General features: G+C 55.0%; 11 protein-coding genes. 3 read left to right on the forward strand and 8 right to left on the reverse strand.

What is annotated here, in order from left to right:
• Window positions 1–38 precede the first annotated feature (38 nt).
• From DW806_RS12485 to DW806_RS15480, 3 genes are all read right to left on the reverse strand, one after another.
• Window positions 39–1,340, reverse strand: coding sequence for a hypothetical protein (locus DW806_RS12485; protein ID WP_110435567.1), 1,302 nt, complete (start codon window positions 1,338–1,340; stop codon window positions 39–41).
• A 399-nt stretch (window positions 1,341–1,739) separates the two neighbouring features.
• The gene (locus DW806_RS12490) at window positions 1,740–9,809 is read right to left on the reverse strand and encodes an InlB B-repeat-containing protein (protein WP_118730155.1); all 8,070 of its coding nucleotides are present in this window, start codon (window positions 9,807–9,809) and stop codon (window positions 1,740–1,742) included.
• Window positions 9,810–10,248: 439 nt separating this feature from the next.
• Window positions 10,249–10,473, reverse strand: coding sequence for a hypothetical protein (locus tag DW806_RS15480; RefSeq protein WP_194461873.1), 225 nt, complete (start codon window positions 10,471–10,473; stop codon window positions 10,249–10,251).
• Between DW806_RS15480 and DW806_RS15485 the strand changes: the two genes are divergently transcribed.
• Both DW806_RS15485 and DW806_RS15490 read left to right on the forward strand, forming a co-directional pair.
• Window positions 10,472–10,648 (forward strand): hypothetical protein, encoded by a 177-nt coding sequence (locus DW806_RS15485; protein WP_194461874.1) that lies wholly within the window; start codon window positions 10,472–10,474, stop codon window positions 10,646–10,648. The genes DW806_RS15480 and DW806_RS15485 overlap by 2 nt on opposite strands.
• Before the next feature lie 71 nt (window positions 10,649–10,719).
• Complete coding sequence (locus tag DW806_RS15490) at window positions 10,720–10,971, forward strand: hypothetical protein (protein WP_194461875.1); 252 nt, start codon at window positions 10,720–10,722, stop codon at window positions 10,969–10,971.
• Between the two features lie 245 nt (window positions 10,972–11,216).
• Here the strand turns inward: DW806_RS15490 and DW806_RS12500 are convergent, their stop codons facing one another.
• The 4 genes from DW806_RS12500 to DW806_RS12515 form a co-directional block, all read right to left on the reverse strand.
• Entirely contained in the window at window positions 11,217–12,662 is a 1,446-nt protein-coding gene (locus tag DW806_RS12500) for a TrkH family potassium uptake protein (protein WP_118730156.1), read from the reverse strand.
• Complete coding sequence (gene trkA, locus DW806_RS12505) at window positions 12,659–14,029, reverse strand: Trk system potassium transporter TrkA (protein WP_118730157.1); 1,371 nt, start codon at window positions 14,027–14,029, stop codon at window positions 12,659–12,661. Before trkA ends, DW806_RS12500 begins: the two co-directional genes overlap by 4 nt.
• Window positions 14,030–14,270: 241 nt before the next feature.
• On the reverse strand, window positions 14,271–15,119 hold the full coding sequence (locus DW806_RS12510; RefSeq protein ID WP_118730158.1) for a hypothetical protein: 849 nt from the start codon (window positions 15,117–15,119) through the stop codon (window positions 14,271–14,273).
• Between the two features lie 99 nt (window positions 15,120–15,218).
• Window positions 15,219–16,946: a phospho-sugar mutase gene (locus tag DW806_RS12515; protein ID WP_118730159.1), complete on the reverse strand. Its 1,728-nt coding sequence runs from the start codon at window positions 16,944–16,946 to the stop codon at window positions 15,219–15,221.
• Between the two features lie 330 nt (window positions 16,947–17,276).
• Between DW806_RS12515 and DW806_RS12520 the strand changes: the two genes are divergently transcribed.
• A complete protein-coding gene (locus tag DW806_RS12520; protein WP_158578372.1) occupies window positions 17,277–19,856 on the forward strand; it encodes a X2-like carbohydrate binding domain-containing protein in 2,580 nt (859 codons plus the stop codon).
• A gap of 256 nt (window positions 19,857–20,112) precedes the next feature.
• Here DW806_RS12520 and DW806_RS15255 read toward each other — a convergent pair.
• On the reverse strand, window positions 20,113–22,239 hold a 2,127-nt coding region (locus DW806_RS15255; RefSeq protein WP_158578373.1), incomplete at its 5' end, for a hypothetical protein.

Raw genomic sequence — 22,239 nt, forward strand, 5'->3', positions numbered from 1 at the left:
TAGCTGAGCGTTTTGCTTTTGAAATTACAGTTTTGAACTTACATCCCGCACTCAAGTCCGTTATACCGTGTTACTACAAACGGATAGCTGAGTGTCTCCGGCTGGATGCCAAGCTGCCGCAGACCGGCGCACAAATCCTCGACAACCTGCATATCGTGATCACGCTGCGCAACGGACAGTTTCATTTTATCTCCATACGACGAGATCAGCAGCGCAAACGGCTGCACGGCGCACGGCAGGATTGCGCCGTAATCGAGTACATACGGACGGCAGCTTTCCGGCAGGGCGAACCGGCCGACGTTGGTAATGAGGAAACTGTCCTCGAGCACAAAATCAGTCGTGACCTTCTGTGCCGCCTGCATTTTCTCTGCGAGCGGCATATCTGCCTCATGCAGCGATTCACAGCGGTCTGCGGCGGCTTTTGCACGATAGAGCAGCTGTTCGCGCTGCATCTGATCCTTCAAAAACGCCTTCGTGCGCCGGAACACCTCGTCATTCGGCAGATCGCGGTATTCCGGAAAATACGGCAGATCGATGAAGCAAATAAAATACCGCGTGGTAAGCGTCGGCAGCAGCGGACGCAGATCGACCGGAATCTCCGCGATAACCGGCTTGTCCGTTCCGCCGAACTTATCATCAAACGCTTTCATCATCAGCGGAGCCAGTACAGACAGCGGACTGACGCCGATGGACTTTGCGTAATCGTGCAGCTGCGAAAACGGGAATGTCACCTCGGTGACGACCTCGGAGCCGTCAGCGCCCCACTGTACCTCGGGGGCATGAACAGCCTCCGGCTTTTTCCAGATGCCATCCGGCGAAAATTCACGGTCTGCCAGCTGCTCGTAGCCGTTTGCGCTCTCCTCGGGAGACCAGCGGGTATCCATGCCGCGCACAGAGCCGTCATTCTCAACCGGGAAACCGCAGTTTTTCAGGTACTGGAACAGTACACAGCGGATAAACTCCTCGAATCCGCGTCCATCCGAGATAGAGTGCTGATACTCCATATAGATGGTCTTGTCGTGGTAGCCGACGAGAAATAAGTATCCGTTCGTATCCTTGGAGCCGATGGTGTAGCGGGTGGATACGCCGTCGAACGGCAGCACTACGGCGGGCTGCACGTTTCGGCGATAGCGGAACGCAGTTTCGGTCGGCTCGGCGGTCAGCATCATGTGCGGAAAGCGCAGCAGTGCCTGCTCAACGGCTTCGCGCAGCTTGTCCGGGCGCACTTTATCGCGCATGCGGATGGTGTGGCGCGGCACACAGGCGACGGTTTCATGGGTGTTATACAGGAAGATTTTTGCATAGCTGTCCGTGCGGAGCAGCGGGTCATTCATGGTCATTATAGCATTCTCCTCAAAGCATAATCCGGCGCATCTTATATGGTAATTTCAGTATATCACCCTGCAACGACGTTGTAAATCAAAATGAGTCGAATTTGCACAGTATTATGCAAATATAGAATATGATGTACGATATAATGAGCCGCGAGCCTGAAAATACTTGCGATTCGGTTGGCAGAGTATATCACGCCGGAGAAGCTGACATATGAGCATGGAATTTCTGCCGCGGCTGTTCGATTCGTTCTCGCGTGAGCGTATTCCGTGTGAGAAGCAATAAACAAGCGACACCATTTGGCAGTTGGTGTCGCTTGTGTGCGTCTTCAGGCGCTGTCGGTATTGTCTGCCCTTACAGGGCGGTTGTTCATACCACATCCGTTGTGCGGTATGGATCGGATGGGATTACTGGTCGGTGTAGCGGCTGAGGATAACCGCTACCTGAGCACGGGTTGCGGTGCCGTTCGGCACGAGCGTGGTCGGGGTAACGCCGGTTACCAGACCGTTGCCGTTCGCCCAGCTCATTGCTTCAGCAGCCCACGACTCGACAGAAGCCGCGTCTGCGTAGCCATCGAGTGCTGCGCTGCCCTGCGGCGTATGACCGCGATAGGTATCGTAGCGGTACAGGATGGCCGCCAGCTGCTGACGGGTGATCAGCGTATCCGGCTGGAATCTGCCGTCCGTGAAGCCGTTGACGATGCCGTTTTCGGAGGCCCATGCGATGGCTTCCGCGTACCACTTGCCGTCCGCCACATCGGTGAACTGTGCGGTGGAAGCGGCCTTGCTGCCGCTCATGCGGTAGAGTACCTGAACCAGCATTGCGCGGGTCATGCCGTCATCCGGACCGAACTTAGTCGCGGTCAGGCCCTTGAACCAGCCGTTCTCGAGTGCGGTGTTGACCTCGTTGTAGAACCACTTGCGCAGGTTGACATCGGAGAAGTCGCTGCTGTACTCGTGAGTGATAACGAAGGTGGAGAAGTGGGTGGTCTTAAAGGTAGCCTTTCCGGTCGCTGCATCATAAATGACAGGCAGCTTTTCAAACGAGCCGTCCTCAGCAAGATAGTATGCAACCAGATGATCGGCGTTCTCGCCGCTCTTGAGGCTGTATGCCACAGAAATCGCAGCCGTGCCGTTCAGCGCGTGAACACGGGTTGCAGTGCCGTTTTTCGGCTGTACCTGCGCGGAAATGTTCAGGATGGTGCTGTTCTTCGGCAGGTATTTGCGCTGTGCGTCAGTCAGGGAGGACTTGTCAGCGGAAGCGAGCGAAATACTTGCCATACCGTCAGCCTGTGCGGCGCTGCCGAGTGCGGTCAGCGTCTCACGGTCGAGTGCAACCGTGCCGTTCGGCAGGGTAAGCACTGCACCGTTCTTTGCACCGGCGAGAGCAGCTACCACATCGCCGGTGAGCGATACCGCGCGTACGGTGGAGTCTGCGGACAGATCAAGCGTCAGCGAATCCTTGCCGGAAACCGCAGTCAGCTTGGAGCTGTCGGCAGAAACCGCTGCGGTGCCGTTCTTTACCGAAACCGTTGCGGGAATCTTGGTGCCGTCCGGTGCAGTGATGGAGGACGAGCCGTTGTCGGACGGAGCAGGTGCAGCACCGCCGCCGCCCGCTCCACCGCCGCCGCCTGCACCGCCGCCGCTGCTCGGCTTGGCGGCAAAGGCTGCGGTGACAGTAACGTCATTTGCCGGCATGGTGAAGGTGTAGGTCAGGGTGGACGCGGAAACCGTCTTGTCGAGTGCGGTCTCCGGTGCCAGCGTCAGGGTTTTCAACTGATAGCCGCCTGCGGGTGTTGCAGTGAGCGTTACCGTGTCGCCGGCCTTGGCGCGTGCCGCAGAAGCGGAAACGCTGCCGTTTTCGGCCTTATTGGCCGTGATTGCGTAGGTCTTGTGGAACAGATTGTCGGTGTTGACCGCCAGAGCTTCTGTTACGTTGCGGATAACCGCTTCAAAGCTGCTGTCCTTCTCGGTGACGGAAACAACGGCATTCGGAGCCGCCTTCTCGAGTTCAGACTTAATTTCTTCGGCGGTGCCGACACAGTTTGTGCTCGGCGTGAGCGTCAGCTTGACCGTGCCGTTCTTGCGAACCTGAGCGGATGTGCTGTTGACTGCACCGGTGTCGGTTGGCTGAATCGGTGTGGTGTAGGTGAAGTTGCCGGTGCCGTTCGTGCCGGTGATTGCTGCGTTGTACTGCTCAAGGTCGGTGAAGTGAACGCGGATGGTCTGGTTGGCATCGAGTGTGTGAATATAAATTGGATCGACAAGATTTACACCATCAACCTGTACAGCAGCATCGTTTTCTGCTGCGGTAATGTCACCCTGGGTAACCGTCCACTTTTCGACCATCTTTTGGGTGTTTGGTGCTGCAGTGAAGGTGATTTCACTGCTGTTCGGCTGCTTGGTCTGAGAGTCAATCGCGGTGTCGTCAATCTTGGCGGTCAGATGGCCGTTCTCACCAACGGTGCCGAAAGTAAGCTGATAGCTTGCCGTAACCTTAAAGTATACGGTTGCAGTAATATTCTTGTCCGCACGGATTTTGCCTTCCGGATTGGTTTTGGAGTTTCCGGCAGTCTTTTTGCCGTTTACTTCCCACTGTTCAACCTGATAGCCAGTCTTCGGCGCTGCATGGAAGGTGATTTCCTCATCCTTATAAATGGTTACGCCTTCTGCAGGCATAGCCTTGGTCTCAACTTCCTTGCCGTAGATATCATACAGCGTGTATTTTACGGTGCCGTTGCCGGCCGCAGCGGTAGCCTTGGCGGTGTAGGAATCGCTCTGGGCAAATTCAGCGCTGATGGACAGATCGCCGGCCAGTTCGCTGATGGTGTAGGTGCCGTTGGGCTTTGCCGTAGCGTCAGTACCGTTTACAACCCAATTCTTGAAATGCCAGCCGCGGTCTGCGCGTGCCTGCAGCTCAACCTTGCTGCCGCCGGGAATCTTGGACAGATCGTCCACAGCTTTGCCGTCTACGGTTGCAATGATCGTGCCATGCTCCATTTCCGGTGTTGTAATCGCAAATGCGGCACGGTCGGTCTTGAGCGAAACCTTGGTATTCTCAGTGATGGGGAAGGTATAGCTGCCGTCAGCGTTGAGCTTTCCTGCTTCAACAGCCTTGCCGTTCACCTGATAGGTCTCGCCCGTGGCGGCAGCATAGCCTGCCTTGGGCGCTACCGTAATCTTTGTATCGCCGGTAACGCTTTCGCCGCTCTTGAGAGGCTTGGTGAGCGTCTTGGAGGTATCGTTCGGATCAACCGTCTGATAGCTTGCGGTCAGTTCACCTTCCAGCGTCAGCGTGTAGCTGTCGCGCTCAAATACGGCAGCCAGATCAATATCCTGCACGCCAACCTCAACAGAGAGCGTGTTGGAGCCGTTATCGTGCGGGGTGCCGGACGGATAACTGTTTGCACCGCGTTTCGTGAGAATCCACTGCTTGAAGTGCCAGCCGGTGTTCGGCGTTGCGGTGAAGTTGAACTTTGCACCGCTGGCAATGTAAGCCGGGAAGTTCTTGAGGCTTTCGGAGCCATCTTCATCCGTGCATTTGAGTGTACCGCCCTGCTTATTCTGAACGGAAGCATTCAGTTTGGTATTGGTGGTCTTGAAGTAAACCAAAACAGATGCCGGTTTTGCAAGGGTCTTGATGGTAACCGAGCTCTTCTCCTTGCTGTCCTCGATTTCCTTGCCGTCATAGGTCCAGTAATCGACAGCATAACCTGCATCCGGCACAGCCGTCAGAGTAACATCGGTGTTGGCAGTGAAGCTGGAGATTGTACTGCCGTCATCCGCCTTGCCGGCGTTCAGACCTGCAGTAATGATCGACGCAGAACCGACAGAGTGCTTGTTTGCGCCTTCACCGAAGTCCTCAGCCTTGAGGGTCAGGATGTAAGTCAGGCCGTTTACCGTGTAAACACCGGGGATAAAGGTGAATTCATAGTTGTTGTACAACGTTTTGCTGGTTTTAGCGGTCGTGCACGGAGAAACCGTGTAGTTGCTGGGCGCAATGTTCGGCGCGAGCGGTACCGTATTGCCTGCGGTGTTGACTGCGGTATAGTCAAGGTGCAGAGCATCAATCTCATCAGCAGTCATGTTTTTCGTGTCTGCCGCGAGAGAAAGCTGTTTCGAGTCGGTAGGATTAACCTTATCCTGTGCAACGCCGTCCTTCGGAGTAACAACACGCAGCGTAACGGCACGCTGAACAACGGTAAACTTAGTTTCCGCAACCGGCTTGGTTTCGCCGTTTACATAAGCATACAGCGTATAAGTGCCGACATTCAGCGGATTGGTCAAATCCTGCTGTGTTTTCGAACCGGAAACTGCATACTTGAAGGTCGCGTTATTGACCTTCTGCAGACCATGCGTATCTTTACTCATGCGGGAGAGCGACGGCGTTACCGTATCGCCGTAGGTGAAGCGGGTGACGCTGTTGTTATTATTGCCGTTGGTGAGCGTCAGCTGATAGCCGGTCGCGTTCTCGCCAACGAGAACCATCTGGCCTTCCGCGTTGCTCATATCCTTGAATACATAGCTGCCCGGATAATACGGGGTAACCGTGTAAGCACCGTCTGCGGGCACGACAACGTCCTTGGTGGCCACGCCATTGGCGCCAATCTCTGCGGCAACCGTGGTAGAGAAGTCCGTGCCGCGAATCAGGAAGCTGAGCGTGCCGGTCGGGATGGTGGAGGTAGCAGACGCGGAACTCATTTTAGCATTGATGTGCAGCGTGCGGTCAAACTGAGCAGTGTTGTCTTTTTGTACATTCTCTGCCGTAACATTCAGCTCACACTTGGGCGTGCGCTTGCTGTACTGTGTGGTAATCTCAGGCGAGTAAGCGGAAATGCTGTACTCGGTCTTGGAGGTGTTATCGTAGTAAAGCACATTCAGACGGCAGCGGTAAGTTCCCTTGTCGGCAGAACCGGCGTTTTCGATGCTTAGCGTATCGGAAACGCTGCCGGCAATCTCGGTCCAGGAACCATTGTTCAGCTTCTGCCACTGATAGCTTACGCTGTTGTACTTGCCGCCGTCCGGATTTTTATTGTCTCCGTTATACTTAACCGTTGCGGTTGCCAGAGAATCCGGATAGATCGGCAGAACCGTCTGCTTCTCCTTGCCGTCAATCGTTACCGAAATATCGGGATAGCCTGCTGTGGTCTTGGTGCGGCAGGTCAGCGGTTCGCTGTAAATGCTGTTGCGCTGCTGCTCAGCCTTGTTGTTGTTGCGGGTCTGAATCTGATACTCATACTCGGTATAGGGAGACAGGTTCTTATCCGTGTAGCTGAAGGTGTAGGTGCCGTCATCGTGACGCTCACCATCGGTGAACGGCACAAATGCGAGTTCCTTGCGTCCGGAGCCGTCCGGGAAGTTGTAGTAGCGGTACAGCTGGAAACCGGAAACGATCTTGTCGTACGTCCACGTCAGGGTGACGGAATCATTGGTGGTTGCCGCAACATCCTGCTCAAAATCGTCCGGCAGCGGAGACGGAGCCTGCGGCTCGGTTACCGCGTAGGTAACAACCGGGAACGCCTGATTGCCGCTGCGGTAGTTGTAGCAGAAAATACGCCAGTTCATGCCGTAGCCGTATGGTTTTGCTTCGATCGGCATGTTCTGCAGCGAACCGGAGAACGAGCCGCCTGCGGTGTTGACCGATACCTTGCCGGCAGAGTGTTCCGAACCTGCCACAACGCCTGCGGTTACGCCGCCTGCGCCTGCACCGGCTTTGGTTTCGATAGAGGTGGTGTTGGTGTAGTTTTTGCTGTCCGAGGTGGAGAAGCTGATTTCCTGCGTGATGCCGGAGCCGCCGCCTGCCGCGGTGAAGTCAACCTTAGCCGGCTTGCCTTCATAAGCCTTGGAACCTGCATATTCCTTGGTCGGATAGCTGGACGGATCACCGATCGTATGCGTCAGCACGCTGCCCGAAATGGATGGCAGAACGCTGTAATCTTCGGCAATGTTTTCGTAGTCGGACAGGTCGATCAGACCGATCGAGGCTTCGTGCGGGATGGAAACGGTGGAGGTTACTTCCGTGTATTTGCCTGTTCCATCCGGGATGTAGGAGGTGTACTCGTAAATCTCCATCGGGATGGAATAGAACGCCACTCTGTCCTCGCCGGAGGTTGTCTCGTAGGTGATGGACTGCTCGAGCGAGGAGGTGTGCTCGGTCTCGTAGGTGAAACCGGAGGTAAAGGCGGCTTCCGCCTCAACGCTGCCGATCTTAACGCCGAATACCGAGAATTCCTGCTCAAAGGAGACGTATGCGCCGACCGAGATGGTAGAGGAGGAGCTGGTGCCGTTCTCGGTGCCCTTCATGCTCGAGTAGGTGGTGGAGGACTCGGCATAGTTGCCGGACAGGTCATCACGGTCGAGCAGATCGGAGAAGTACGGAGGCGAAGCCAGTACCGCCAGAACCTGCGGGTCGGAGTAGGTGTAATAGTGCTTGCCGGTGTAGGTCATGTAGCTGGTATCGTCGTCTGTGTTGGCGAGACAGAGCGTGTACGAGCTGTTGACATCGGTTTTTACCGGCTGAGAGCCGTCAAACAGGTTGACGGTCGAAAGGGTGGTTGTACCGGGAGTACGCTTGTTGTATGTGGAGTTTGTTTCCTTGTTTACAGTATCGTATGTACCGGTGAACGCCCAGTAGGAGGAGCGAATCTTGAACAGCTTGTGCAGCCAGTTTTTGTAGTAGTAGCGGAGCTCGTAATGCGGAACCTTACCGTCTACCGTGTACTTATCAGACTGCTTGTTCTCATCCTTGGACATAGTCTGCGTCAGGGTGAACAGCGTACCCGAACCTGCGGTGTTGTTGTTTGCATCCACCGCGGTGGTCACAGAGCCTGCGGATGCATCGTACTCAACGTAGTCCTCGCCTGGCATAGCAGACGTATTGTTGTCAAGCGCTTGCTTGATATTCAGACCGTTCTCATCGCAGGAGACAACAAGGCTATCAAAGTACAGCAGATCACTGGTTTTGCCGTTATCGGCTTTTTCACCTGCGGTCGGACGGGAGATGATAGCTGTATTGGCCGGACACAGCGGCAGAGAACGGAAGGTATCGTTGTGCTTTGCCATTGCACCGTAGATGTACTCGCCTTTATCGTTCTTTGCAAACAGATCAAAATTCTTAGAGACAGACGGCTTGAAGGTGACGCCGTTCCATGCGTACAAGCCTACATAGCGCGTGTTCTGCTTATTTGCCTTGAGGTCGGCATCCGACTGAGCCGCCAGAATCAGCGTTTTGCCGCCGCCGGTCATATCGCCGAAGGCGAAGGATGCGCGGACCAGATTGCTGCCCTCATAGGTCAGCGGGAATTCCTGCGAGCTCTGCAGCATGTGCGCGCTCGTGGAGCCGAACATTACAACGGCACGCGAGCCTGCGTTCTGCTGCGGACCGTAGTAGTAACCCCAGGTGCAGGCGAGATCGTCTACGCCGTCCTGGTTGACGTCACCGCTGACGAGAGAGATCATGTTGGAAACGACACTGCCCTCACGGAAGAAGTACGTCCACGCCTGTCTCCAGTTAGAGGGATGGGAGTAATCTTCAGTCTGCAGGTCGTAAATCTCAATGCGGGAATTGCCGACCTCCGGCACATAGACCGCAACCTCGTCCTTACCGTCGTTGTCCCAGTCGCCGGTAGCTACCTGCAGGTAGTTTTTCAGCTGATACGGGTTTTCTGCGAAGTTTTCGACCTTTTTGGCGGTCGTGCTGCCTTCATCGCTGGTGTCGGTCAGATTCGGGTTGCCGATTTCCTTGCTGGTGTCCAGCAGCGTGATCGGCTTGCCGTACTTGCCGGATTCAGCATCGCCGAATCGCAGGTACAGACCGCCTTTTGCGCTCAGGTCACCGGCGTAAACCATGACCGTCTGCGAGGACTTGGCGTCACTGCTCGAGGTGAAATGGCCTGCGGCCACGTCTGCCATGGCGTAATCGGTACCATCCTGCAAATCGGTAGTAGCATTGGTCATGCCGGTCAGATAGCCCTTGGTGGCATAGCCGCCATTGTCCTTGCTGCCCACCGGGAACTGTGCGTATGTGCCGGTAGAGGTGGTTTTACCCTTGGAGATTTCCTTGGAATTGGTTTTAGCCGTCAAAAACTGCTGAGCCTTGGTAGATGTGTTATCATCATTGCCGTACAGCGTGCTCTGCAGCTTGTTATCCTTATCGTTGGATGCGGAAGTGCTCTTTGCACAGCTTTCTGCGTCGGCCTTGGTTCCCATACTGATGGTATCCGACGGCAGAACATCACTTGTCAGACCAACGGTATACAGCTCGTACACCGGCGTAACCTTGATGGTATTGCGCCCGTATGGGTTGCTGGGGTCGTTGGCATTAAAGCCGTCGGGCGCTTTGCTCGAATCAATACCGAGCGCCGCAAGCGCGTCCGAGCTGCCGGTATCCGCCGCCGCTGCGCGGATATCAAGCGGGCCGCCTATGCCGGCGATAAGAGCCAGTGCCAGAGCAAGGCTTATGCCGCGTTTGAATTTCATGGTATATTCCTCCTTTTCCAATTCTGCGGTGCGGTGGAACGAGCCGCGCCTGCAGAAAAGAGACTGAAAATTGCCTGCGTTTATCATAGCAGCTTTGCAGCCTGCTGTGCGGTCGGGCACACGAAATGTCCGATTTTCGACACGAAATACACCGATAGGAAAAATAGAGTGAACTACGCGTAAATTCTGCAAAAAATGACACACAATCCACAGAAGTTATCAACAGGCTGTGGATAAAATGCGGTAAAAAAACACCCCGGTTTTGTCAGGTGACAAAACCGGGGTGAAAGGCGCCTGCGCTGCTTTTCCGCTTGTGCGCTGCGGCGGCTGCCATAGCCTGGCACCCTTGCATTCCGCTGAAACGGGTTGCGCCTGTATTTTACCGCGTTTGCAGTATCAAGGAAGGGGAAAAGATGACGAATGATTTTGGACAGGGGGGTTAAAGCAGCTCGCGCAGCCTGTCCGCAATGAGCCTGCCGAGCACGGCGTGCTCCTCTGCGGTCAGATGAATCTGGTCCGAGCACTTTGCCGCCGTGACAGCCGAGCTGTCCAAGAAGGCGCAGCCGTACTTTTCCGTCAGTGCGCGGAACCGTGCGGGCAGAGCACGGATGAGTGCGGCACTGCTTTCGTTTGCGCGTATGCTGCTCGAGCAGGCAGACATCATGCAGAAGCACTTCGGCGTGGGCAATAAGCGCGTGCCAAAGTTCTGCGTGTCATGTCAGTACTATTCGTTCGCGGTAAACGCATTCGTCGAGGTTGTCAAGGAGTGCGACGCGGACCGGTACGGTTTTATCCTGCGGGAAACACAGACCGGAAGTGTATCACGCTCGATGAACTGAAACCTTATCCGTATCTGATTTTTGAGCAGGGAGACCGCAATTCCTTTTATTTTTCCGAGGAACTGCTCAGCATGCTCGATATGCCGAAAACCATTCAGGTCCGCGACCGCGCAACACTGTTCAGTCTGGTGATCGGACTGAACGGCTTTACGGTCAGCTCGGGCATTATCGACCGCAAGCTGAACAGTCCGAGCATTATCGCGCGGCCGCTCAAGATGGAAGGCAGCATGCGCATCGGTCTCATCCGCAAGAAAAACGTGGTATTTAGCCGCTATGCGACCTCCTATGTGAAGGCACTGAAAAAGCAACTGTCTATAGATTGAAGCTGTGAAGGGTTGCGAATAAGACGTATTTTTCAAGAGATAAATTCCGTGGCAGGCTGTTGTCAGACAGAAAAAGCACCATTATGTTACCCAAAGAGATAGATACCCCTGAGCAACCGGAAAACCCCATCTCGACATATTCTGCCGCGATGATTCAGGTGTGTCGGTGGAGCACCGGAACGATTTGCGGTCGGTCGATATGCACGCAAAAGCCGCTAAACGGTATACGTTCAGCGGCAGCTTTTTTATCGGTTTCTTCTCCACGTTTCGGGTGCAAACAGCAGAAGCATGGGGAACAGCTCCAGACGACCGGCGAGCATATCGAAAGTCAGCACGATTTTACTCAGCGGGTGCAGCGCACTGAAGTTGGCTGCCGGACCGACCTGATTGAGTCCCGGACCGACGTTATTGATGCAGGTAACAACCGAGGTAAAGCTGGTTACCATATCCTCACAGTGCAGGCTGACAATGAGGATGGAAGTGACAATAACGATCAGATATGCCACAAGAAAGGCGTTGACCGAGCGCATGACCTCATGCTGGACGCGCTGTCCGTCCATTTTATGCACGCGCACCAGACGCGGATGAATCAGCGACATCATTTCCTTCTTTACGCCCTTGAACAGCAGCAGGATGCGCGAGCATTTCATGCCGCCGCCGGTAGAACCGGCACACGCGCCGATGAACATCAGCAGCACGATCAGCAGCTTGCTGAATGCGGGCCACTGGTTAAAGTCCACGGTTGAAAAACCGGTGGTCGTGATGATAGACGCAACCTGAAACAGGGAATGGTGGAAGCTCTCGCGCAGCGAACTGAAGCAGCCGCGCACATTGAAGGCAATCAGTGTGGTAAATACGGCAATCACGCCGAGATACACGCGAATCTCCTCGATTTTGAACAACTGCTTGAATTTACGGGTCAAAAGCAGAAAATACGCGTTGAAGTTGATGCCGAAAAGGATCATAAAGACCGAGATGACATTCTGCAGGTAGGCGCTGTCGTAGTGCGCGATGGAATCATTCCAGTTGCCGAAGCCGCCGGTGCCTGCCGTGCCGAGTGAAACGCAGATGGCATCGAACATCGGCATGCCGCCGAGCAGCAGCAGAATAATCTGCAGAACGGTCAGTCCAAAGTAAATCGCGTACAGGATAAGCGCGGTATCGCGCATGTGCGGCGATATTTTGGAGACCGAGGGTCCCGGGCTTTCCGCGCGCATTAGATAAATGGTATGACCGCCTGCCAGCGGCAGGACGATCAGCATGAACACCAGAATGCCCATGCCGCCGACCCAGTGCATCAGGCAGCGCCATAGCATAGAGGCATGCGAAAGCGCTTCCACATCGCCGAGAATGGTAGCGCCGGTGGTGGTGAAGCCGGATGCGGCCTCGAAAATCGCATCTACTGCGAACGGAATCTCGCGGCTGAGTACGAACGGCAGGGCGCCGGTCACGGCCAGCACCAGCCAGCACAGCGCGACTGCCACAAAGCCTTCGCGTGCGTAGAACTTGGTGTTTTTTGGCTTATATTCACACAGAATGCCTGCACCGACCATACAAATCAGTGCAGTGGCGATATAGGCAGGCAGCTCGGGTTCACGGTAAATGACCGCGGTAAACGCGGGCAGCAGCAGGAACAGGGACTCAATGCCCATCAGCCAGCCGATCAGATAGCGGACGATTGCGAAATTCATCTTTCGCTCCCTCTGGTTGTCGACAGGAAGATATCCTGAAGGTCGTTCATGCCCTCGAAGGTGGAAACGACGATAACCGTATCGCCTTCATGCAGCACATCGTGGCCGCGCGGAATGATACGCTTGCCCTTGCGGTTGATGCAGCACAGCAGAACATCCGGACGAATCGGCATATCCTGCAGGGGAACGCCGGTGAGGTGGTGCGCCGCGACACGAAATTCAAGCGCTTCTGCGCCGCCCAGCTGATGCAGGGTCTCCACGTTGGAGCCCATTGAGTTCTGCATGGCGCGGGTGTACTGGCTGATCAGCTCGGCGGTGGTCTGCCTGGGGCGAATCACCTTGCCGATCGGCATGCTGGCGATGACTTCTTCAAAGTTCACACGGTTGACCTTGGTAAACAGCTTGGCACGGGAATGACGGCCGGCGTGCAGCGCGAGCAGAATGTTCTCCTCGTCCATGCCGGTGAGCGCCGCAAACGCCTCGCAGGTTGCCAGACCCTCCTCATCGAGCAGGTCGCGGTCGGTGCCGTCGCCGTAGATGATGGTCGCGTTCGGGAGCATTTCGGAAAGCGCCTCGCAGCGTTCCAGTTTGTTTTCGATAATCTTGACTGCAATGCCGGAATCCAGCAGGATTTTCGCAAGAAAGTACGAGATTTTGCCGCCGCCGACCAGCATCGCGGAGGAAATGCGCTTGACCGGCAGACCGACCTTCTCGAAAAATTCGTTCTGCTCATGCGGCGGAATGATGACGGTGATGTTATCGTTCTCGTGCAGGATGAAGTCGCCCTTCGGGATATAGGTCTGACCGTCGCGGCGGACCATGCACAGCAGCACGTCCGTGCGGAGCAGCGGGTTGACCTCGCAGACCGCCATGCCGTCCAGGCGGGACTCGTGCGGAATTTTGAGGTCGAGCAGCTCGATGCGTCCGCGGGCAAACGTGCTGACGCTGATGGCCGACGGGAAGCGGATCAGACGCGAAACAACACGCGCGGTGGACAGCTCGGGGTTGATGACCATCGAAATACCCAGCTCATCGCGGATAAAGCCGAGGTCGGATACATATTCCGGATCGCGCACACGCGCAATGGCGTGGCAGCCGGATGCTTTGCGAGCGATCAGGCAGGAAAGCAGATTGATTTCGTCATGGGTGGTAACGGCGATGAGCAGGTCGGTATCCTGCACGCCGGCTTCACACAGAATGTGATAGCTGGTGCCGCTGCCCTTTACTGTAGCAAGGTCGTGTGTGTTGGAAAGCTCATCCAGACGGCGTTCGGACAGGTCAATCAGTGTCAGGTCGTGTCCGGCTGCGCTGAGCTGTCCCGCCAACTCCGAGCCGACTTTGCCGCAGCCTACAATAATGATGCGCATAGCGCACCTCCGATCTATTTCTCTATAGCTGTGCCCTGTTGACACAGTCTTGATACGCATATAGCGATTATAGCCGTTTGACCGATAAAAAGCAATATCCAGACAGGAATTTTGCAGGAGTTTAGCGGAAAACCGACAGATAGGGAGAAATGGTCGGTGTATAGCTGATGATAGTATGTCTGAAAAAAGGAAAACCACCCGAATGGGTGGTTTTCACTGCGGATTAAAGTTCCGCGACAGGTCACTTAAACTGTGTATAAGTGGTATCGCTTGCGTAGCCGTCGCTGTCGGTCTGGTGCATGGAGACCAGATTGCCGTTATCATCAAAGGTACGGGTATCGGTTGAGAGGGTGCCGCCTTCGATAGTCGAGCGGGTGGTCTGCGTTTTGCCGTCCACCGAGTACACGGTGAGCACCTCGAACACGATGCCGCTCTCGTCTACGGTGACCGACTGGATGAGCCGCCCCTGACTGTCATAACGGTTGTCGGTGGAGGAGGTGATATTGTCCTCACCCTCGTAGGTGCGGGAGGACAGCACATCACCGTTGGTGTTCATGCCCATGCGGACGACCATCAGTTCATTGCCGTCTGCGTCGTAAACCGTGTTGACGGCAGAGGACTGACCGTTGTCAACCTCGGTGTAAACCGTCTCGGAGGAGACCGAAAGTTCGCCGTCCTCGTAGTTTTCCGTGCGCAGAACGCGGTTTTTGTCGTCATAGCTGCGGCGGTACTCCGAGGTGGAATTGTTGGTCTTGTCGGTGGTGATGGCATCCGTGCAGTTGCCGTTTTCGTCGTAGGTGTAGTCCGTATAGGTGAAATTGAGCGGTTCTTCTTCGCCTTCCACGGTCTGCATGGTGTAGGAGCGGAAGGTGCTGCCGTCCTTGTCATGGCAGTTGACCGTGTAGCTGCGGCTGCCTTCTTCCGTGCGCAGCTCCAGCTCGTAGGAGGCCGCACGCGGCAGAACGGAAGCCAGCTGTGTCGGCACCTGCTCCATCACGGCAATGCGGCATGCAGGCGTGCGGTCATACGCGATGGTGGCGCCGAGCACGATGACCGTGCTTACAATACAGGAAATAATGCGTTTGATCATATTTTTGTTCCCCTAAAATAATTAAGGTGATTCCGGAAAAATGCAGCCGAACCGGAATTCGGCTGCATTCAGCGTTGCTGGATTTTTACTGCAGATGGCTTACTTTACGATTTCCTTCGCTGCAGCGGTCAGAGCCTCGACCTTTGCTGCGGCCTCGGCCTTGTTCTCGCCCTTGGCCATGATGTAAACCTTGACCTTCGGCTCGGTGCCGGACGGACGGATGATAAAGGTTGTGCCGCCCTCGAGCTCGTAGTACATCACGTTCTGACCCTTAAGCTCCATCGGCTCGGACTTGCCGTCTGCCATGCAGGTACGGGTGCCCGGCATATAGTCGCGGGTGTAATCGACCTTGTGGGTGCCGATCTGGGTCAGCGGCTTGTCGCGCAGCTCCTGCATGAGCTCCTTCATGCGCTGCAGGCCGGAAACGCCCGGCATAACGATCGAAATGGTCTGCTCGCAGTAATAGCCGTACTTCTCGTACATCTCCTCCATCGCATCATACAGGGTCTTGCCCTGGGTACGGTAGTAAGCCGCCATCTCGGCAATCAGCATGGAAGCGGTAACGGCATCCTTGTCGCGGGCATAATCGCCGCACAGGTAGCCGTAGGATTCCTCAAACGCGAAAATGTACTCGTGCGAGCCGTCCTGCTCGAACTGCTTGATCTTCTCGGCAAGGAACTTGAAGCCGGTGAAGGTATCAAAGCACGCAACGCCGTTCTTTTCAGCCGCCGCGCGTGCCATCTCGGTGGTAACGATGGATTTGAGCACCGCCGGATGGGCAGGCATGGTGTTCGTCAGCTTCTTTGCGGTGATGATGTAATCGGTGAGCAGCACACCGACCTGATTGCCGGACAGGGTGACATACTCGCCGGACTTGTCCTTGAGGACGATGCCGGTGCGGTCGGAGTCCGGGTCGGTGCCGATGATCAGATCAACATCGTTCTGCTTTGCCAGCTCGATGGCGAGCGTAAAGCCTTCCTTGTACTCCGGATTCGGGTTCTTAACGGTCGGGAAGTCGCCGTCGATCTTCATCTGCTCCGGCTCACAGATAATGTGCTTGTAGCCCAGGCGGCGCAGGATCTCGGGAACCAGACGGTAGCCGGCACCGTGGAACGGCGTGTACACCAGCTTGAACTCATCGGCAACCTGCTTTACGCAGTCCGGATTTACCGCAACCTTAATGACTTCGCCAAGGTAAGCCTCGTCGGTCTCCTTAGACAGAATACGGATCAGACCGTTTTTGACGGACTCATCGTAGTCTGCAGTTTTTACACCGGTGAAGATATCGGTCTCTGCCATTTCGTTGGCAACTACGTCTGCCTCGGCCGGAGGAAGCTGTGCGCCGTCCTCCCAGTAAACCTTGTAGCCGTTGTACTCCTTCGGGTTGTGGGAAGCCGTGATGTTGATGCCTGCGATGCAGCCGTAGTGACGGACAGCGAAGGACAGCTCCGGGGTCGGACGCAGCTCATCGAACAGCAGCGACTGGATGCCGTTTGCGGCCATGATGCACGCAGACTGCTTGGCGAACTCGGCAGAGAAATGGCGGGAGTCGTATGCAATGGCAACACCGCGGTCCATTGCGGCCTGACCATTCGATACGATCAGGTTTGCCAGACCCTGTGCAGCCTGACCGACGGTAAAGCGGTTCATGCGGTTGAGGCCGACGCCCAGTACACCGCGCAGACCGGCTGTGCCGAACGACAGCGGCGCAAAGAAACGGCTTTCGATCTCTTCCTGATTATCTGCAACAGCAGCCAGCTCGGCATGCTCGTCCGCAGAGAGGGCAGAGCAGTCCAGCCAACGCTTGTATTCCGACATATAATCCATTGGTATCACCTCATCGTGTTAGTTGGCGCATCGCCGCTTTCAGCCGACGGATTGCCACTATCTAAATTATACAATATCCGGCTGTCAATGCAAGGGGTTTTGCGCGAATTTGTGAAAAGATTCCATGAAGCAGAGTAATGATATACAAAACGGCAGAGCAGAAATTGTACGTTCTGTGAGGATACCGGAAAATTTTGCGAAAATGCGGAACCAAAACCGGCAGCAGGCCGTCTATTTAGTCAAAAGCCCTGTCTCGAGATAAAAATAACAGTACACAAATAAACAAAAGAATGGTAGAATAAAGGTAAATTATAATAAGAGGTGATAGCTTTGAAAAAAGTCCTTTCCGCCGTACTGACAGCGGCGCTGCTGGTCAGTACCGTGCCGGCTGCCTTTGCGGCTTCGGATATTGATGGCCACTGGGCAAAGTCCTACATTACCGAGCTGCATGAAAACGGCATTATCAATCCGTCTGCCAGCACGGGCAACTACGGCCCGGATGACAAGGTAACGCGCTGGGAGTTCATGCGATACATCAACCGCGCGTTCGGTTTTACCGAAAAGGCGGATATCAGCTTCTCGGATGTCAATTCGAGCGATATTTTCTACGAAACCGTGCAGATTGCGGTCAAGCAGGGCTATATCAACGGTGTCGGCAACAACCGTATGGCGCCGGAGGGCACGTTGACCCGAGAGCAGGCGGCAACCATCCTCGGCCGACTGCACAAGTACACGCCGACGGCTAACCTGTCTGCGCTGGATATGTTCTCTGATCGGGCCAAGCTGAGCGATTACAGCAAATCCTACGTTGCGGAAGCGGTCAAGCAGGGTTATATCAACGGCTACACGAACGGTACCTTTAAGCCGCAGGGCACGCTCAGCCGAGGCGAAATCGCCAAAATGCTGTACGGATATATGGGCACCTCGCTGAATAAGAACGGCAATGTGTACTCGCAGGCTACGCTCAAGAGCGATACCAAAAACGTTACGATTTCCGTACCGTGCACGCTGGCCGATGCGGATATCAAGGGCAATCTGTACATCACCGAGGGCGTTCTGGCGGGCAATGTAACGCTTGAGGATGTCACCGTTGCGGGTGATATCATCGTCAGTGGCGGCAATGTAACGCTGGACGGTGTTTCCGCACTTGAGATGGTCGTCTCCAATCCGACCGGACTGACCCCGCAGGTCATTGCGACCGGCAACACCAACATCGGCACCACCGAGGTAAAAACCTCTGCAACGCTGACCGAGAGCAATCTGGCAGCGACTGCAGGCGGCTTCTCCGATCTTAAAATGAACGGCAGCAGCGTCAGCCTGACGCTAGATGCAGCTGTCTGGGACGTTGCCAATGAGCAGACCGGCACCATCCTGACGACCGGCAGCACCTCCATCAGCACGCTTACCGCAAACGGCAGAACCACCGTCACCGGCGGCGGCTCGGTCCAGAAGGCGGTGCTCAACGCCAACGGCTGTGAGCTGACCATGCAGCCGACCAGCGTTGAGCTGGCGAGCGGCGTTACCGCAAAGATTGCCGGCAAGGACGTTGCGGCGTCCACCAGCGTTTCGGTTTCTCCGTCCACGCTGTCTATCGACGTGAATAACAAGGACGCGATCGCGTTCTCCTACGAGTTCACCTTCAACGCGGACAAGAACGATCTGACCCGTGTTTCGGTCAACGGCACCAATCTCAAGCAGGGCACGGATTACAACCTGCTGAGCGATAAGAACGGCATCCGCGTGTACAAAACCTATCTGTCCACGCTCAAGGCGGGCACCTACACCGCAGAGCTGACCTTTGAGGACGGCTCCAAGGCAGCCATCGGTCTGGCGGTCAGCAACTCGGCGCAGAGCGCAGTCAGCCCGAGCCAGATTACCTTTGACAAGTACGAGCAGTCCGCAAACTATGCCGATCAGACCGTAAACGTTGTTCTTCCGGCGGGCACGCGTCTGGATTCCGTCAAAATCGGCAGTACGGTGCTCGAGCGCGGCACGGATTACACCTATAATGCAACGAACGGCACGATTCGTCTGCTCAAGGAGACGCTTGCCAAGAAGAGCAAGGGCACTTATACGGTTACATTCGTACCCAATCAGGGTTCGTCCTTTACCTGCTCGCTGAGCGTGGTAGATACCGCGCCGGTGAACGAAGTACAGCCGTCCACGATCGATTTTGACGCGAACACCTCGTCCGGCGGATACGCCGATCTGGTGGTAACGCTTAATATGGTAGACGGTGCAAAGCTCAAGAATATCCGCTCGAACGGCAAGACGCTCGAGGAGAACTGGCAGTACAAGATCGAGGGCAGCAAGGTCACGATCAACAAGTCTGCGGTTGCGGAATTCGGCAAGAGCGGTGCATCCTATGCGGATTTCGTTTTTGTGATGAGCAAGGGTCAAAGCCCGACGCTGCGTGTCAACTACGTTACCACTTACGCGCTGACGGCTTCCGTGGTAGATGATCTCGGTCTGCCGATTTCGGGTGCGTCCGTCACCTTCACGCCTTCGGACGCGGAGAGCGGTACGGCAGCGCAGACGCTGACCACCGGCTCGGACGGCACGGCAACCGTTTATGTCAAGCGCGGCTCGTACGTTGTAACGGCAACGCATTCGCGCTTTACCGCGGCGGTTACGCAGACGGTCAAAATCTCTGCAGGCCGCACGGTCAAGCTGACCGGTGAGATTCTCGAGAATGTACAGCTGGTTGTCACCAACGCGTACGGCGCACCGTTGTCCGGTGCGGTTGTCACGGTTGGCGGCAAGAGCATCACCACCGGCACGGACGGCACGGCGTCGTTCAGCCTCAAGCGCGGCAGCTATGTGGCGCAGGTGGCGTGCACCGGCTACTCCGCACAGAGCGTACAGCTTTCCGTAACCGATTCGATTCGTGAGCGCGTACAGCTCAAGTAATTTCTCAAAAATGCAAGCCGCCCGGTTTTCCGGGCGGCTTTTTTGTGCGCTTTTACAGGCGGATGAGGAATAGGGCGCAAGGGCGTCAGAACGGCGCACAGCGGCTTGCAGTTGGGGCGCGATAGGGAATAAGGGCGGCCTGCGGCACGGCGCAGAGCGGCGGCAGACCGCTGGTGGGTGAGGGGATAAGAAAACCCCCGAGGAGATTTTCCTCGGGGGGTTCCTTTACGTAAAATCGAATCGCGGGATTCGGAAATTACTTGGTGATGTTGCCGTCAACGTCAACGAAGATTGCAACAACATTCTTGGTGCTGTTGTTATCCTCGAATACGATGTAAGCATTCTTGGTGCCCTTAACGCCATCATACTCGATTGCGCCGTTGTTATCAGCAGCCTTATCATCCTCAGCACTTACGTAGATGATCTTAACATCATCGTCAACCGCCTTGGTGATCAGCTTAGCCTTGTCGCCGATATCATTGGTCTTATCCCAGTAAGATACGATCTGACCCTTTTCATCGTACTCGTCGATAGCAGCCATGGTGCTCGGCTTGTGGTAGTCAGTATTCTCGTTCTTCAGGTAGATAGTGATATCAGATGCAGAGTATACCTTATCAGAAGCCTCATCGAAGCTTACCAGATAGCCTTCCTTCAGAGTGGTGTCGCTGTCACCCTCGATCAGAACGGTCTTCTGGGTGTTAGTATCAACATCAACAGTGTAGGAGGTGTAGGTGGTGTCGCCATCCTTAACAGTGCCGTTTTCCTTAGATACGATACCGTAAACAGTGTCTGCGGTAGAACCGGACGGCTTGGTGGTCAGTTCAACATAAGCTGCAACAACCTTGTTGTCGTCCAGAATGGAAGCAACAGATGCACCAGACTTAGCCTTGATATCGTTCAGGTTGCGGATGGTGTATGCGTAGAAATCACCCGGCTTACCATAAGCATTGGTCTTATTTACGAATACAACAGCATCAGAAGCAGCAACCTTGTTGTTGAAGGACTTAGTGTCCTTAACATATACGGTGGTGTCCTTATTCAGAGCCATAGAACCCTGAACCTCGGTGATCTTGATCTTGTTATCGGAAACATTCGAATACTTGATCAGAACACCGGTCTTAACATCGGAAGTCTTCAGCTTGGTAGTACCCTGAGAAGTGGAGTCCTTATGAACAACGAACTTGCCTTCGGAACCGTCAGCCTTCAGAATCTTAACTTCCAGCGGATCGAAGCCAGAGTCAATAGTCTGAGAGCCATTGGTGTCCTCTACGATTGCATAGTTCTTGGTGCCCTCAGAGGTCTGCTTAGCAGCGTAAACAATACCGCCGATGGTGTACAGGGTGTAGGTCTCGCCAATCTGATCCTTGAAAGTATTCTCGAAATCAGAATCAACGTCAGTGCCTTCCAGCATAGCAATGTCGTAAGAAGTGCCGTCAATGCTTACCTTGGAGGTGCCCTTGAAGCTGGTCAGCTTGCCTTCAACGGTAGCTGCCTTAACGACAGTGCTCTTAGCTGCAGAGTTGGTAGCCTTGGTGTTGTACAGAGTGGTAACAACAACGATATCGTCCTTCTTAACGCCGTCGTAAATGTCGTTATCCTCAAACTTGATGGTACCAACGCCGTTGTTGATGGAAACCTTCTCGCTGTTTACAGCAGTAACGCGAGCCAGCTTGGACTCAACAACGTAAGCCTTTACGATATCACCGTCATCGTTGCAGATGAACTTAACAGTGTCAGCGGAAGTAGCCTTCAGCTTGGAGATCATGTCATCAGCAACCTGATCAGCGGTCATAGCTGCAGCAGCAGTATCCTTCTTAGCGCCGTAGTTGTAGTTGATGTACTCGTCGTCCTTAGCAATCTTTGCTACATCGTAGTTCTTATCGCCGAAACGAACGGTACCAGCGTCCTTCTGGGACTGCAGGTCATCCTTGGTGATGTTGTAAACCTTGGTCTCGCCGGTTACATAAACGCCGTAGATGGTGTCCTTCTTGTCCGGCTTGTTAGCGGTGCCGCCAGTAGCATCCTTGTACAGTACGGAAACTTCCTCGCCGATGTAGGAGAGGTCCAGCTTGCTGAACTTGAAGTCAGCGTTAGCCTTTGCAACGTCCTTGCCGTCCGGAGTGCCGTATACACGGATCAGACCGGTGTCCAGACCGCAAACGTCCTCGTTGCCTTCAAAGGTACCAACCCACTTCTTCATGCTCATGTACTTCTCGCCAACGGTCTCCAGCTTGTCAGTGCCAAGCAGGTTCATGTTGGTGTACTCGCCGTCACGCAGGGTAACAGTGTGAGCAAAAATGGTGTTGTAGATCAGCTGTGCAGCGTACTGACGCGGGCAAGCAGAAGTGAAGGAAGTGTTAACGTCCTCCAGCAGGCCGTTCTC

The sequence above is a fragment of the Butyricicoccus sp. AM32-19 genome (assembly GCF_003480365.1).
GTDB lineage: Bacteria > Bacillota > Clostridia > Oscillospirales > Butyricicoccaceae > Agathobaculum > Agathobaculum butyriciproducens.

Bases quoted from the DNA above. Each gene is read 5' to 3' on its own strand.
- DW806_RS12510 (WP_118730158.1), bottom strand. From the start codon at position 15,119: ATGATCAAACGCATTATTTCCTGTATTGTAAGCACGGTCATCGTGCTC.
- DW806_RS15490 (WP_194461875.1), top strand. From the start codon at position 10,720: ATGCTCGATATGCCGAAAACCATTCAGGTCCGCGACCGCGCAACACTG.
- trkA (WP_118730157.1), bottom strand. From the start codon at position 14,029: ATGCGCATCATTATTGTAGGCTGCGGCAAAGTCGGCTCGGAGTTGGCG.
- DW806_RS12515 (WP_118730159.1), bottom strand. From the start codon at position 16,946: ATGGATTATATGTCGGAATACAAGCGTTGGCTGGACTGCTCTGCCCTC.
- DW806_RS15485 (WP_194461874.1), top strand. From the start codon at position 10,472: ATGCAGAAGCACTTCGGCGTGGGCAATAAGCGCGTGCCAAAGTTCTGC.
- DW806_RS12485 (WP_110435567.1), bottom strand. From the start codon at position 1,340: ATGACCATGAATGACCCGCTGCTCCGCACGGACAGCTATGCAAAAATC.
- DW806_RS15480 (WP_194461873.1), bottom strand. From the start codon at position 10,473: ATGATGTCTGCCTGCTCGAGCAGCATACGCGCAAACGAAAGCAGTGCC.
- DW806_RS12490 (WP_118730155.1), bottom strand. From the start codon at position 9,809: ATGAAATTCAAACGCGGCATAAGCCTTGCTCTGGCACTGGCTCTTATC.
- DW806_RS12500 (WP_118730156.1), bottom strand. From the start codon at position 12,662: ATGAATTTCGCAATCGTCCGCTATCTGATCGGCTGGCTGATGGGCATT.